Source organism: Bradyrhizobium commune, from assembly GCF_015624505.1.
Taxonomy (GTDB): domain Bacteria; phylum Pseudomonadota; class Alphaproteobacteria; order Rhizobiales; family Xanthobacteraceae; genus Bradyrhizobium; species Bradyrhizobium commune.
Genome location: NZ_CP061379.1, coordinates 3,379,489 through 3,393,797 on the forward strand (window position 1 = coordinate 3,379,489; position 14,309 = coordinate 3,393,797).

Below are 14,309 nucleotides of genomic sequence, written 5' to 3' on the forward strand. Positions count from 1 at the left end.
ATCTTTGCGAAAGCTCGCTGATGGACTCCCTCAATCCCGATCATCCGCCGCTCATCGTGACGCCCGTGGCGTCGCGCGTGTGGAAATTCTGGGGCACATCGCTGTGGGGGATCCTGCTCTTCGTCGCGATGTTCGTCGGACAGATCGGCGCGATCGTCCTGCTCGTGGTGCATCGCGGTCTGCCGCTCAACCTCGCATCGATGCAGCTGGTCGGCGCCGAGCCGGAAGCGCTCGCGCTGTCGGTCACGATGGGCTTGCCCGCGACGCTTGGGGTCGCGTGGCTCGCCATTCGCATCAGGAAGGCGTCCTTCGTCGACTATCTCGCGCTGCATTGGCCGTCGTGGAAGCAGATCCTGCTCGGCGCGGTCGGGCTCATCGCGGTCGTGCTGGCCTGGGAGGTGGTGTCGCGCTCACTCGGCCGCGAGGCGACGCCGGGCTTCATGACCGATCTCCTCAAATCGGGCCGCGACAGGGGCGCCGCGGTGCTGCTGCTGCTGTCCTTCAGCGTGGCGGCGCCGATGTCGGAAGAGGTGCTCGCGCGCGGCTTCCTCTATCGCGGCTGGTCAGAGAGTTTTCTGCGCGTGCCCGGCGCGATTCTGCTGTCGTCGCTGGTGTGGACGGCGGTGCACATCCAGTACGATCTCTATTTCCTCGCCGAGGTCTTCTCGATCGGCGTCTGGTTCGGCTACATGCGCTACCGCGCCAACTCGCTCTGGCTCACCATCGTGCTGCACGCGCTGAACAACATGACCGCGGTGGTGCTGACGATGTGGCTGGGGAGCTAGCGCTCACGCCACCAGCGCGATCGCGATCGGCATGGTGATCGCCGCCAAAATCGTTTGCAGCGTGATGATTTGCGCCAAGAGCGGCGCATCGCCGCCCATCTGGCGGGCCAGCACATAGGCGCTGGGCGAGGTCGGCACCGCCGCGCAGATCGCCACGATCGCGAGGCTGTTGCCGGTGAGGCCGAACCAGGCGGCAAGAACCAGCGCGAGCACGGGCATCAGCACGAGCTTGAACGCCACACCGAGGGTTGCGCTCAGACTCGGGCGGAGCAGGCCCTTGAGCTGGAGGCCGGCGCCGGTGACGAGCAGGCCGATGGCGAGCGAAGAGCGGCCGAGCGCGTCCGCAACCTCGTGCCAGATTTTTGGCAGCGGCAGATGGATGACGTTGATGAATAGCCCGATGACGCAGGCCCAGATCAGTGGATTGCGGATCACCGTCAAGGCGATCGCGCGCGCAGATTGCTTCTCGGGTGACGCATAGTGCGCGAGCACCGCGACGCTGAAGACGTTGACCAACGGAATGATCGCGACCATCGCGACCGAGGCAAGCGCCAGCCCGACTTCGCCGTACAGATTGGCTGAGACCGACAGCGCAACATAGGTCTGCCAGCGCGTGGCGCCCTGGAAGATCGAGGTGAAGGCGGGGCCGTCGATGTCGAGTCGTGACAGCGCCGGGCGGAGCGCCAGACAAAGCAGCGACATTGCGAGCGCCGACAGCAGCAGCGCGCCGCCGACGCCGGCGACCGGCACTTTTGAGAGGTCGGCCTTCACCAGGGTCTGGATCAGCAGCATCGGAAACAGCACGAAATAGGTCAGCCGCTCCAGCCCGTGCCATTGCGTGTCGAGCCGCATCAGGCTGTGCCGGAGCACCACGCCGAGCACGATGAGGATGAAGACCGGCAGCAGCGCCGCGATCACGACGGCCATGGATCAGCCATTCTCCGAAGCTGCGCGGAGATTTGCGAGCCGGTCCAGCGCGCCTTGCAGGATGAAGATCGCGGCGTGCTCGTCGATCACTTCGGCGCGCTTGGCGCGGCTGACATCCATGCCGATCAGCTCGCGCTCGACCGCCGCGGTCGAGAGGCGCTCGTCCCAGAGGCCGATCGGGAGTGCCGTGAGGGCGGCAAGATTGCGGGCGAAGGCGCGGGTCGATTGTGCGCGCGGGCCCTCGCTGCCGTCCATGTTGATGGGAAGGCCGAGCACGAAGCCGATCGCCTTGCGCTCGGCCGCGATCGCGAGCAGGCGGGCCGCGTCCTGCTTGAACTGCTTGCGCTGGATGGTCTCGACGCCGGTCGCAAGCCGCCGGTCTGGGTCGGAGACCGCGACGCCGATGGTCTTGGTGCCGAGATCAAGCCCGATCAGCGCGCCGCGCTGGGGCCAGTGGGTTGCAGCATCGACCAGGGGCAGGATAGGAGCCGGCATGGCTTAGCGCATATCATGCCGCGATGACGTCGTCCTCTGTCTTGAGGCAGGACAGGAAGCCGCTGAGCGCGCTGAATTGATGGCCGGAGCGGCGCTGGATGAAGAGCGTTTCGACGCGGGCGTGCTGCGGGCTCAGCGTGTGGATCGACACGCTGCCATTCATCGCACTGCGCTCGACCACGGCGCGCGGCAGCAGCGTCACCCCCATGTCGGCGGCGACACAGCCGATCATGCCGTCGAGCGTGCCGAGCTCGAAGCGTGTCGCCGAGGGCCAGCCGAACTCCACAAAAATCTGCTCGAGCCGCTGCCGGTAGGTGCAGCCGGTGCGGAACGCCAGCGCAGTCGGACCGGACTCGGGCGTGCCGGCGCGCAGCTCGGCGAGCGAGTTCCAGCGCCGCGCAGCTACAAGCACCAGCTCTTCGCGGAATGAGCTGGTCGCAATGAGGTCGGCATGCGCGATGGGACCTGCGACGAAGGCGCCGTCGAGCCCGCCTTCGAGCACGCCCGTGACGAGATCGGCGGTGGTCGCGGTGCGCAGGCTCAGCCGCACGGCGGGAAAGCGGCGGTGGAAATCGGCGAGCAGCGGCGGCAGCCGCACCGCGGCCGTCGTCTCCATCGAGCCGATTGCGAGCGGCCCCTTCGGCTCGCCGTCGTCGCGCGCGGCGAGCACGGCCTCGCGCGACAGCGCCGCCATTCGCTGCGCGTAGGGAAGCAGGCGCCTGCCGGCGCCGGTCAGCGTCATGCCGCGCGAGTGGCGTTCGAACAGCGGCGTGCCAATCTCGGCCTCGAGCGCCTTGACGCGCTGGGTGACGTTGGATTGCACCGTGTTGAGCTCTTCGGCGGCGCGGGTGATGCCGCCGGTGCGGGCGACCGCGGCAAAGGTCTGGATGTCGCTGAGTTCCATGGTGTCGTTTCGCTTTTGTGATGGCAGCGTTCGCAACAATTCATTTTCCGAGAATGCTAGTCGCGCCTAGTCTGTCTGTCCAGACGGGGGAGGAGCCATGCCGATCGCAACGCCGCTGACTACGTTGCTGGGGATTCAGCATCCCATCCTGCTGGCGCCGATGGACGTCCTCGCCGGCAGCCGGCTGGTGACGGCCGTGAGCCGCGCCGGCGGTTTCGGCATTCTGGGCGGTGGTTATGGCGAGGGGGCGTGGCTGGAGCAGGAGACGGCAAAGCTTGCCGGCCTGTCTGTGCCGTTCGGCATCGGCTTCATCACCTGGAGCCTCGCCAAGCGGCCCGAGCTTCTCGACATCGCGCTTGCGGCAAAGCCATCCGCGATCATGTTGTCCTTTGGTGATCCCGCGCCGTTTGTGCCGAGGATCAAGTCGGCCGGCGCCAGTCTGATCTGCCAGGTGCAGGACCAGGCGATGGCGCAGCAGGCGCTCGATGCCGGCGCCGATGTCCTGATCGCGCAGGGGACGGAGGCGGGCGGTCACGGCGCCTCCCGCACCACGATCGATCTCGTGCCGGCCATCGTCGATCTTGCGGCGGGCCGCGTGCCGGTGGTGGCCGCCGGCGGCATCGCCGACGGACGTGGGCTTGCCGCCATGATGATGCTGGGGGCGAGCGGCGTGCTGCTCGGCACGCGCTTCTATGCAAGCCAGGAGGCTGACGGCGCCGATGAAGCCAAGCGGCGTATCTGCGCGGCGGATAGCGGCTCGACCGTGCGTGGCATCGTCTTTGATCTCTCGCGCAACAATATCTGGCCGGCGCCCTTCACGGGACGCTGCCTGGTCAACGATCACGCCCGGCGCTGGATCGGCCGCGAGGTCGAGCTGATGCAGAATGTTGCCAGTGTTGCCGCCGATTATGCGGCTGCTAAAGCGGCCGGCAATTTCGACGTTGCCGCCGTGATTGCGGGCGAGGCGGTCGGACTGATCCATGATATTCCACCCGCGGCCGAAATCGTCGAGCGGATTGCGACGGAAGCCGAGCAGCACCTCGCCGGCCGGCGCAATTCGATCGTCTCCGCCGCCTGACAAGAAAGAGACACATCATGTGGCCTGACCGTCGACTGATCGATCTCTTCAAGACCGAATTCCCGATCGTGCTGGCGCCGATGGCCGGCGTGATGGATGCCGAGCTGGTGATCGCCGTGGCCGAGGGCGGCGGGCTTGGCTCGTTGCCGAGCGCGATGCTGTCGCCGGAGAAGGCGCGTGAGCAGGTCAGTCTCATTCGCCGGCGCGTGAAGGCGCCGGTCAATATGAACTTCTTCTGCCACACACCGATCGAGCTCACGGCCGAGGCTGACGCGCGCTGGAAGCATCGGCTCACGGGCTACTACACCGAGCATCGGCTCGATCCGGCGGCGCCGATCAACGCGGCGAACCGTGCGCCGTTCGATGCCTCTTTCTGCGAGGTCGTCGAGCAGCTCAAGCCAGAGGTCGTCAGCTTCCATTTTGGCCTGCCGGAGGCGGCTCTGCTCAAGCGCGTCAAGGCGGCAGGCTGCCTCGTCATTTCATCCGCCACGACGGTGAAGGAAGCCGTCTGGCTGGAACAGCGCGGCGTTGATGCCGTCATCGCGCAAGGCGCCGAGGCCGGTGGCCATCGCGGCATGTTCCTGACGGACAAGATCGCCGAGCAGCCCGGCACGTTTGCGCTGGTGCCGCAGGTCGCCGATGCCGTGAAGGTGCCGGTGATTGCCGCCGGCGGCATCGCCGACGGCCGCGGCATTGCGGCGGCGTTCGCGCTCGGCGCATCCGGCGTGCAGATTGGCACGGCCTACCTGCGCTGCCCGGAATCCACACACACGGCGGCGGGACGCGCGGCGCTTGCGGAGGGACGGGATGACTCCACCGTCATCACCAACGTCATGACCGGGCGGCCGGCGCGCGGCGTCCAGAACCGCCTGATGCGCGAAGCCGGCCCGATCTCGCCGGATGCGCCGCCATTTCCCCATGCCGCAACGGCGCTGTCGCCGCTGAAGGCGGCGGCCGAGAAGCAGGGCAAGGTGGACTTCACCAATCTCTGGGCCGGGCAGGCGGTCGCGATGGGCCGGGAGCTGCCGGCGGCCGAATTGACCCGGGATCTGGCCAAATCGGCGCTGGCGCGCCTGCGTCAGATGGCCGGCTAGGGCGGTTGCGGCGCAAAAGCGGCCTCTGCTATACGGCAGTTAGAATTTGCCGTGAGAGGCCTTATATAATGTCCGTCGACGCCGCTACCGTCCGCCGCATCGCGCATCTGGCGCGGATTGCGGTTTCCGAGGGCGAGGTTCCGCACCTGCAGGGCGAGCTCAACGCCATGCTCGCCTTTGTCGAGCAGCTCTCGGAGGTGAATGTCGAGGGCGTGGAGCCGATGACCTCGGTGACCCCGATGCAGATGAAGAAGCGGCGAGACGTGGTCAATGACGGCGAGATCGCCGACGATATCGTTGCCAACGCGCCCGCGACCGAAGGTCACTTCTTCCTGGTGCCCAAGGTCGTTGAATAACTTTTAGGACCTGGTCCGATGTGTCTGCTTTGCGACGATGAGAAGGCCTATCAAGCCTATATGAGCTATCTCGACAAGATGGAGCGGCAGGGCAAGGCTGCCGACCCCAATGTCGCCGCCAATGCCGTGCTCGACGAGCTTGAGGCGGCGGCGAATGCGGCCGCGAAAAAAGACGACCCGGCCAACGACAAGACCCTGTCTCCGTTCTTCTGCAGCCCGATCAATAAATGACCGATTTGACATCGCTGACCCTCGCCGAGGCCCGCAAGGGCCTCGCCGACAAGACTTTCACGTCACTCGAGCTGACCGACGCGCATCTGAGCGCGATCGAGCAAGCGCGCGTGCTCAACGCCTTTGTGCTGGAGACGCCGGACCAGGCGCGCAGCATGGCGCGCGAGGCCGACGCCAAGATCGCCAAGGGTGAGGTGGGGCCGCTCGCCGGCATCCCGCTCGGCATCAAGGATCTGTTCGCGACCAAGGGCGTGCGCACCACGGCGTGCTCGAAGATTCTCGGCAATTTCGTGCCGACTTACGAGTCGACCGTGACCTCGCAGCTCTGGCGCGACGGCGCCGTGATGCTCGGCAAGCTCAACAATGACGAGTTCGCGATGGGCTCGGCCAACGAGACCTCGTGCTTCGGTCCGGTTGGCAATCCCTGGCGGCGCGAGGGAAGCAACACGACACTGGTGCCGGGCGGCTCGTCCGGCGGCTCGGCCTCGGCCGTCGCCGCGCTGCTGTGCATGGGTGCGACTGCGACGGACACCGGCGGCTCGATCCGTCAGCCGGCGGCGTTCACCGCGACCGTCGGCATCAAGCCGACCTATGGCCGTTGCTCGCGCTGGGGCATCGTGGCGTTTGCCTCGTCGCTCGACCAGGCCGGTCCGATCGCGCGCAGCACGCGCGATGCGGCGATGCTGCTGCGCTCGATGGCCGGCCACGATCCGAAGGACACGACGTCGGTCGACGTGGCCGTGCCGGACTACGAGGCCGCGATCGGCAAGTCCGTGAAGGGCCTCAGGATCGGCATCCCCAAGGAATATCGCCTCGATGGCATGCCGGCCGAGATCGAAAAACTCTGGAGCGAGGGTGCGGCCTGGCTCAAGGCCGCCGGTGCCGAGCTCGTCGAAGTCTCGCTGCCGCACACCAAATACGCGCTGCCGGCCTATTACATCGTGGCGCCGGCGGAGGCGTCCTCCAATCTCGCGCGCTATGACGGCGTGCGCTACGGCCTGCGCGAGCAGGGCAAGAACATCATCGAGCAGTATGAGAACACCCGCGCCGAAGGATTTGGTGCCGAGGTGCGTCGCCGCGTCATGATCGGCACCTATGTGCTCTCGGCCGGCTATTACGACGCTTATTATCTGCGCGCGCAGAAGGTGCGCACGCTGATCAAGAAGGACTTTGAGGATTGCTTCGCCAAGGGCGTCAACGCGATCCTGACGCCGGCGACGCCGTCGGCGGCGTTCGGCATCGGCGAGAAGGGCGGCGCCGATCCCGTCGAGATGTATCTCAACGACATCTTCACGGTGACTGTGAACATGGCGGGCCTGCCCGGCATCGCCGTGCCCGCCGGCAAGGATGCGCAGGGCCTGCCACTCGGCCTGCAACTGATCGGCCGGCCCTTCGATGAGGAAACGCTGTTCTCGCTCGGCGAGGTGATCGAGCAGGCGGCCGGCCGCTTCACGCCCGCGAGGTGGTGGTGAATGTCGCTGGCTTCATCGCAAGCCTCGACGGCGCGGCGCCCGCGCCGGAGCTGAGCGCGCCGCTCGCCGGTCTGTGGTGGGCCGCGAAGGGCGACTGGGACCAGGCGCACAGAATCGTTCAGGACGACAATGGCCGCGACGCCGCCTGGGTGCATGCCTATCTGCATCGCGTTGAAGGCGATCCCGGCAATGCCGGCTACTGGTACCGCCAGGCCGGCCAGGTCGCGGCCAAGGATTCATTGGAAGCGGAGTGGGAGCGGATCGCTGCCGCGCTGCTCGGGAGCAAGACATGAGCACGGCCACGCACAAGTTTCTTAAAGGCGCCACCGGGGATTGGGAGATGGTCATCGGCATGGAGATCCATGCCCAGGTGACCTCGCACTCAAAACTGTTCTCGGGCGCTTCGACCGCGTTCGGCGGCGAGCCGAACAGCCACGTCTCGCTGGTCGATGCGGCGATGCCGGGCATGCTGCCCGTCATCAACGAGGAATGCGTCAGGCAGGCTGTCCGGACTGGGCTTGGCCTCAACGCGAAGATCAATCTGCGGTCGGTGTTCGATCGAAAGAACTATTTCTATCCGGACCTGCCGCAGGGCTACCAGATCAGCCAGTACAAGTCGCCGGTGGTGGGCGAGGGCGAGGTTCTGCTCGAGCTCGACGGCGGCCGCAACGTCACCGTCGGCATCGAGCGGCTGCATCTGGAGCAGGACGCCGGCAAGTTGCTGCACGACCAGTCGCCGACCATGTCCTATGTCGATCTCAACCGCTCCGGCGTGGCGCTGATGGAGATCGTCTCCAAGCCCGACATCCGCGATGCCGAGCAGGCCAAGGCCTACGTGACCAAGCTCCGCTCGATCCTGCGCTATCTCGGCACCTGTGATGGCGACATGGAGAAGGGAAGTCTGCGCGCAGACGTCAACGTTTCCGTGCGCAAGCCGGGCGGCCCGCTCGGCACCCGCTGCGAGATCAAGAACATGAACTCGATCACCTTCATCGGTCAGGCGATCGAGTATGAAGCGAGGCGCCAGATCGAAATCCTCGAGGACGGCGGCGCGATCGACCAGGAAACGCGGCTCTACGACCCCAACAAGGGCGAGACGCGCTCGATGCGCTCGAAAGAAGAGGCGCACGACTATCGCTACTTCCCCGATCCGGATCTGCTGCCGCTGGAGTTCTCGCAAGACTTCGTCGACGGGCTGAAGTCGAAGCTGCCCGAGCTGCCGGACCAGAAGAAGACGCGCTTCGTCGCCGATTTCGGCCTGTCTGCCTATGACGCGAGCGTGCTGGTCGCCGAGCGCGAGAGCGCGGTGTTCTACGAGACCGTGCTGGACAAGCTCGCCAACCGCGCCCGCGACGGCAAGATGGCGGCGAACTGGGTGATCAACGAGTTGTTCGGCCGTCTCAACAAGGAAGGCCGGGATATTACGGCCTCTCCAGTCAGTGCCGAGCAGCTGGCTGCGATCATCGACCTGATCGGCGAGGGCGTCATCTCGGGCAAGATCGCCAAGGATCTGTTCGAGATTGTCTGGAACGAGGGTGGCGATCCCCGCGCGCTGGTCGAAAGCCGCGGCATGAAGCAGGTGACCGATCTTTCGGCGATCGAGAAGGTGGTCGACGACATCATCGCGGCCAATCCCGACAAGGCCGCGCAGGTCAAGGACAAGCCGCAGTCGCTCGGCTGGTTCGTCGGCCAGGTGATGAAGTCGTCGGGCGGCAAGGCCAACCCGCAGAGCGTCAACGACCTGCTCAAATCCAAGCTCGGCGTCTGACACCGCACGTTCGAACGAGGTGACGGGATGCGCTTCGTCACCTCGCTTCAGCTTTCGATGCGACGTTCGCGCGCATCCTCGACGGCAGACTTCGTCCCGATCGACGGCGATGCAGCGCCCGAATCGCCGTCGCGCGATTCGCGCAAAACGGCGACCTGCACACGCTCCGACGAGCATTTCCGCCGTTAAGCATGAAAATATTTTCGTTGCCAAAATTCGCGACTCAGAGTCCGCGGAGCGCGTCCGCACGGCGACGAAGCGAGACGCGACGTGCATCGCCGCGTTGATCATGCGCAATACGCAAGTGCAGAATAATACTTGCTGCATAGAGTTTTCTTGCAGTCGCCACGCGCGCCGACGTCGATGCAGCGATCGCTCCGCGTGATCGCAAGCACATGTCTCTGCGAGCACGCGCATCGCGCTCGCCAAGCGCACGCGCACTGCGTCGTCAACACTTCCTTAAGTGAGAAGATGTTTTTTTCGTCGTGTTGGTGTATTCGGGGTGAGTGCACATTCGATCCCCGAATGCGCGCAGCGATTAAAGCCATCTCACACATCGGAGGGCAACATGGCCAAGAAAGCGAAGAAGGCGAAGAAGGCGAAGAGCGCAGTGAAGAAGACTGCGAAGAAGACCCGCAAGGTCGCGAAGAAGAAGAAGTAACTTCGCTTCTGAAGTTGCCGGCTCTTGAGCCGGCACGTCATCAGCGCCCCCTAGAGGTTCTGGTCGACGATAGAGGGTGTCGGCGAGACATCAGGTCAACGGTCGGATCGTCAGCTTTCACGAGTTCGCTCGTCAGAGTCCGGTCCGGCAGAAGAAACGAGTTTTCTTCGTTCGGTGCGGTTGTCCTTGATCGAGGGCTCCGCAATTTCACAAGCGGCCTTTGGGCCGACGTGGAATCTGGTCCTGACGTGTTCGCCGACGCCCTCGTTCCCTGAGGCCGGGGTATTGCCGGCATCCCATCTCCCACATTGCTGACCTGATCGCGACGTCGTCGCGTTGCGCTGTTGCCTTGGCCGATCGGCCTTGAGGCAGGCGAGGGCTGCGGCGAACTGTCGTTGTCGCGACGGTCGTCGCTCGGGCGCAATTGCCGAGCGGTTGCCCCGATGCCGGTCTCGGTCTTCGCGGCCTGCCGGCCTGATTGCCGCAGACGGGCGCTCGGCCCCGAGCTGTCAGGCGGTCTTCCAGCGCAGCGCCCCCACAAATTGTAGCCACAGGACACACGCCACCGCGCGCGATGGTTATCGATGTCCCAAAATCCCACGGTAAACCAAATCTGACGAATCGCAGAAGTGCCTGCAAATCAGGGACTTCTCGAACTGCACGCGGGCGCGCCGGGCGCCTCCGTTTACGTTCGCTTCATCGCGATACTTAAACTGCCATTCAAATTTGCCCGCCATCATCGTCTTCAACAAGCCGGCAAACGGCATTGGGGATGAGTTGAACAGCGCATGATCCCGGGAAGGATCATGCAAATCAAAGTTGGACGGGAGCCGCGCTCGGGGGAACGAGACGGCACAAGAAAAAGGGGATGCGTTATGTTTCAGGGAACTTTCGATCTGGAGATGGCGACGCCGATCGACGCAAGCGCGCTGTCGGATGTGCTGTTCGAGCGCGGGATGTATTGGGCGAGCGGCCGTTCAGGCCTCGTCGATCTCGTCGCCGCGCACAAATGGTTCAACCTCGCTGCCCTGAAGGGCCGCAAGGACGCCGTCGCGTTGCGCCAGGAAGTCGCCGGCCAGATGTCGGATACCGAGATCTCGGCCGCGCAGCGCGAGGCGAGGGCGTGGGTCTCCGCGCACTGAGCGGAGACAGGCGCCAAGACCCCTTGTTTTCACGGGTCAGCCTCGTTGCGTTGAATCAAGAGCCTGCAAAAACGGCCCAAGAACGGGTCACTGGCTGCCGATTCAGATCGCGCTCGACAACTGCGATCTGGAACTCGGACGGCCACACAAAACGGGCATCCTGCCCTGGACGTTTCCATGCCGGCGCAAGTCCGGGGTGTGGTTCAATGTCTGGGCCGGCGAGCCGGTGCTGATTTCGCCCTCAGTGGCGGATCTGGCGTTCCCAGCCGTGAGACGCGGGCGCGCGCATATAAGATGAGCCGCGAATCGGTCTGCCTGAGCGACACGCAAATCCTTGCGTCAGGCTTGCGCGGCCATCGCGATGCCGACTTTCAGGTGAAAGAACGCACCAGCCCCAATTCTGCCGCTTGCGGCTCGGCGCCGGGTCGGGCATACCGCGCATATTGGAGACGTGGCCGAGTGGCTGAAGGCGGCGGTTTGCTAAACCGTTATAGGCTTGTAAAGGCCTATCGAGGGTTCGAATCCCTCCGTCTCCGCCATGCAGCCGGTCAAGATTTTGATTTTGCTCAGGTTTCCTGACGGCAGCGCGTCTGTCTGAGCTCAGTTTCAGGCCCGCGCTGTCCAATCTCACAATTTGCCCACAAACACCTGTCGGCGTTGCGGCTACGGGCTCTGCCCGCGCAGAACCGAGCCGACAAGGCGATAGCCTTCAATCCCGACTTTGCTGACGCATATGCAAGCAAAGGCGACGGTTTGAAGAGCTCAAGCGCAATGAGAGCATCTGTCGGATTGCGTCATCGCCGATCACGTCTTGCTGCCGGACTCAAACCGCCAGTCCTGCGACGAGAAGGTCGTTCGTTTGCTCGGCAGTTTCATCGCGCGACAATGAAGGCGAGTAAGCAGACGGACGAATGCCCGATCGCGCCGATCACGATTTGCAGGCGGTATGGACGACGCACATTGGAAATGGCTTCGCAGGATGTGTCGCGGCGCGCTTTGCTTGATGCCGCAGGTCTGCCTGAATTGATCACGCGAACGTGCGAGGATTGTGAGGCGCTCGCGAACCAGCGCTTTACACGCGGCGCCCTCGAGGCAGCCTACGAGGCCATGCCGCAAAGATATCAGGCTGGATTGCCGCCGGAACATATCGACGTTCAGGCGCAGCGATGACGGAGGCCCTCATCCGAACAGCTATCACCGTGTGAGTTGCGTGTTGCGGGTCGGGCAGGGGACGACATCGCGCATATAGAGTGTCTGTGCGCCGTTGAGCCTGCTGCGGAGATGGGCCGATTCCCTGAGCGATGGGGCGTCCCACGGCCCCTCGACGATTCCCGCGATTCGATCGCGTCAGAACCGCAACACCGCCTCTCCGTGCTGGCGATCGTTTGCCGAGAATTTCGGCGGCAAATGGAACCGGTTATAAAATGACAATAAATTCAATGGCTTGCGCGGGCGACTTGATCACATCTGCGTGTTATTTGTGCAACACCCGTTGGAAAACACGCTTCATTGGCTCGTTTCGGAGCGTTCTCTTGTTGTGTGTGCAAGGGCCTTCGGTAATTGTGACTGAGCGACGGAGGGGGGCATCCCGAGGTCGTCCCGTTTAGGTCTTTCGCTTAAGTCCCTCGCGTTCATGCGGGTGTGTCCGAAGACGCGAAGGTGACCAAAGCGGTGATTTAGAGGGGGTTGGGGAATTGGCCGTTCGGGTCAGTGACCTTCCCTGAAGAGCAACTTGGAGGTTTAACATGAAGTTGGTTAAGAGCCTTTTGCTCGGCTCAGCGGCGGGTCTGATCGCCGTGGGCGGAGCGCAGGCAGCCGATCTCCCCGTGAAGGCCAAAGCGGTCGAATACGTGAAGATCTGCTCCCTGTACGGTGCGGGTTTCTACTACATCCCGGGCACCGACACCTGCATCAAGCTGGGTGGTTACCTGCGCGCGGAAGTCGCGGTGAACACCAACTCGGACTTCAGCGGCCAGTTCACCGCAAACGCGGGTTCGCGCAACCGTCTGACGAACTACTACACGGCTCGCGCTCGTGAAGACCTCAACATCGACACGCGCACCGCGACCGAGTACGGCGTGGTCCGCACCTTCTTCGACGGCGTGTTCTCCTGGACGACCGGCAACTATGCCGGTACCGGCAGCGCGACCGGCACCACCGCCTACAGCGGTACGCTGGCGCTCAACACCTCTGGTGCGACCCCGGCGCTTGTTGGTTCTTCGATCAACGGCACTGACGGCAACACCTCGGCCGGTTCGCTCGGCGTGTACTACGCCTTCATCCAGTTCGCCGGCTTCACGATGGGTAAGGCCGTGTCGCAATTCGACGCGCCCTGGACCAACTATCCCGGCAACAACTTCGACGGTCTCGTCGGCGGCAGCGGCACGGTCACTGGTATCCTCCAGTTCACCTACACCGCTGACTTCGGTCAGGGCGTGACGGCGTCGTTCTCGGCGGAAGATCCGACCCAGTACCTCCAGGCCGGCAACCTCAACATGACCGGCGCGTCTGCGGCTGGCATCCTCGGCGGCTCGTACGGCTCCAACGCCATCGGCGGTTCGCGTTCTCCGAACCTCGTTGGTATGGTGCGTGTCGACCAGGCTTGGGGTCTGTTCCAGGCGTCGGTCGCTGCGCATGACAACCACGTTGCCTATTACGGCGCGACCGAGCCGACTGGCCACCCCGACGACAAGTGGGGTTGGGCGGTTCAGCTCGCTCTGTCGATCAAGAACATCCCGACTGGTGCGGGTGACGTGATCAACATCGGTGGCGTCTACACCGACGGCGCGACCCGCTACAACTTCCAGAACCTCGCGGGCAGCTCCTACTCGATGTTCGGTAGCTCGGGCCTTGCTGGTGCCTACGGCAGCATCGGCTTCGCCAACGCTCCGGACACGGTGTACATCACCGGCAGCTCGCAGGAGACCGTCAAGACCTGGGGCTTCCGTGGCGCTTACACCCACAACTGGGATCCCTACTGGAACACGGCGATCTACGGTGCCTACGCCGGCGTGCAGTTCGGCAGCCTGGCCAAGACCACGATCTGCGGCCCCGCCGGTATCGGTGGTGGCGTGTTCGGTGCCCTGGCCGGTGTGACCTCGTGTAACCCCGACTTCAACGTCGGTCAGGTGGGTATCATCACCCGCTGGACCCCGGTCAAGAACCTGACGTTCTCGGCGGACGTTGCCTGGACCCACATCGACCAGAAGTATGCTGGTACGGTTGCGTTCACGCCGTCCGGCACGACCGCCAAGCCGGCCGCAGTGTACGAGCTCAAGGATCAGGACTCGGTCGTTCTGCTCCTCCGCGCTCAGCGCAACTGGTAAGTTCGGTCTAACGATCTGACAGAGAGCCCCGGCGGGAAACCGCCGGGGCTTTTCTTTTGCTGGAGCGGCC

General features: G+C 64.3%; 14 protein-coding genes and 1 tRNA gene. 12 read left to right on the forward strand and 3 right to left on the reverse strand.

Annotated elements, in window-relative coordinates; translation table 11 throughout:
- The first annotated feature begins 20 nt into the window (after positions 1-20).
- Positions 21-785, forward strand: a complete 765-nt coding sequence (locus IC761_RS15845) for a CPBP family intramembrane glutamic endopeptidase (protein ID WP_195804121.1) — start codon at positions 21-23, stop codon at positions 783-785.
- Positions 786-788: 3 nt separating this feature from the next.
- Here the strand turns inward: IC761_RS15845 and IC761_RS15850 are convergent, their stop codons facing one another.
- The 3 genes from IC761_RS15850 to IC761_RS15860 are packed head-to-tail and all read right to left on the reverse strand — an operon-like array spanning position 789 to position 3,111.
- Positions 789-1,712 (reverse strand): AEC family transporter, encoded by a 924-nt coding sequence (locus IC761_RS15850; RefSeq protein ID WP_195804122.1) that lies wholly within the window; start codon positions 1,710-1,712, stop codon positions 789-791.
- Positions 1,713-1,715: 3 nt separating this feature from the next.
- A complete protein-coding gene (ruvX, locus tag IC761_RS15855; RefSeq protein WP_195804123.1) occupies positions 1,716-2,207 on the reverse strand; it encodes a Holliday junction resolvase RuvX in 492 nt (163 codons plus the stop codon).
- Between the two features lie 13 nt (positions 2,208-2,220).
- Entirely contained in the window at positions 2,221-3,111 is an 891-nt protein-coding gene (locus tag IC761_RS15860) for a LysR family transcriptional regulator (protein WP_195804124.1), read from the reverse strand.
- A gap of 97 nt (positions 3,112-3,208) precedes the next feature.
- Here IC761_RS15860 and IC761_RS15865 point away from each other — a divergent pair, with 97 nt between their 5' ends.
- From IC761_RS15865 to IC761_RS15915, 11 genes are all read left to right on the forward strand, one after another.
- A complete protein-coding gene (locus tag IC761_RS15865) occupies positions 3,209-4,189 on the forward strand; it encodes an NAD(P)H-dependent flavin oxidoreductase (RefSeq protein ID WP_195804125.1) in 981 nt (326 codons plus the stop codon).
- Positions 4,190-4,206: 17 nt separating this feature from the next.
- Positions 4,207-5,283, forward strand: a complete 1,077-nt coding sequence (locus tag IC761_RS15870; protein WP_195804126.1) for an NAD(P)H-dependent flavin oxidoreductase — start codon at positions 4,207-4,209, stop codon at positions 5,281-5,283.
- 68 nt (positions 5,284-5,351) lie between these two features.
- The gene (gatC, locus tag IC761_RS15875; RefSeq protein WP_195804127.1) at positions 5,352-5,639 is read left to right on the forward strand and encodes an Asp-tRNA(Asn)/Glu-tRNA(Gln) amidotransferase subunit GatC; all 288 of its coding nucleotides are present in this window, start codon (positions 5,352-5,354) and stop codon (positions 5,637-5,639) included.
- A gap of 18 nt (positions 5,640-5,657) precedes the next feature.
- Positions 5,658-5,870 carry a hypothetical protein gene (locus IC761_RS15880; protein ID WP_195804128.1) on the forward strand — a complete coding sequence of 71 codons (213 nt, stop codon included), beginning with the start codon at positions 5,658-5,660 and terminating at the stop codon, positions 5,868-5,870.
- A complete protein-coding gene (gatA, locus tag IC761_RS15885) occupies positions 5,867-7,342 on the forward strand; it encodes an Asp-tRNA(Asn)/Glu-tRNA(Gln) amidotransferase subunit GatA (RefSeq protein WP_195804129.1) in 1,476 nt (491 codons plus the stop codon). The genes IC761_RS15880 and gatA overlap by 4 nt, the downstream gene beginning before the upstream one ends.
- Positions 7,333-7,635 carry a hypothetical protein gene (locus IC761_RS15890; protein WP_195804130.1) on the forward strand — a complete coding sequence of 101 codons (303 nt, stop codon included), beginning with the start codon at positions 7,333-7,335 and terminating at the stop codon, positions 7,633-7,635. The genes gatA and IC761_RS15890 overlap by 10 nt, the downstream gene beginning before the upstream one ends.
- Positions 7,632-9,110 carry an Asp-tRNA(Asn)/Glu-tRNA(Gln) amidotransferase subunit GatB gene (gene gatB, locus IC761_RS15895; RefSeq protein WP_195804131.1) on the forward strand — a complete coding sequence of 493 codons (1,479 nt, stop codon included), beginning with the start codon at positions 7,632-7,634 and terminating at the stop codon, positions 9,108-9,110. Before IC761_RS15890 ends, gatB begins: the two co-directional genes overlap by 4 nt.
- Positions 9,111-10,646: 1,536 nt before the next feature.
- A complete protein-coding gene (locus IC761_RS15900; RefSeq protein ID WP_195804132.1) occupies positions 10,647-10,913 on the forward strand; it encodes a hypothetical protein in 267 nt (88 codons plus the stop codon).
- A 445-nt stretch (positions 10,914-11,358) separates the two neighbouring features.
- Positions 11,359-11,452: transfer RNA gene (locus tag IC761_RS15905), tRNA-Ser, on the forward strand.
- Positions 11,453-11,798: 346 nt separating this feature from the next.
- Positions 11,799-12,083 carry a hypothetical protein gene (locus IC761_RS15910; RefSeq protein ID WP_195804133.1) on the forward strand — a complete coding sequence of 95 codons (285 nt, stop codon included), beginning with the start codon at positions 11,799-11,801 and terminating at the stop codon, positions 12,081-12,083.
- Between the two features lie 575 nt (positions 12,084-12,658).
- On the forward strand, positions 12,659-14,239 hold the full coding sequence (locus IC761_RS15915) for a porin (protein WP_195804134.1): 1,581 nt from the start codon (positions 12,659-12,661) through the stop codon (positions 14,237-14,239).
- Positions 14,240-14,309: the final 70 nt, after the last annotated feature.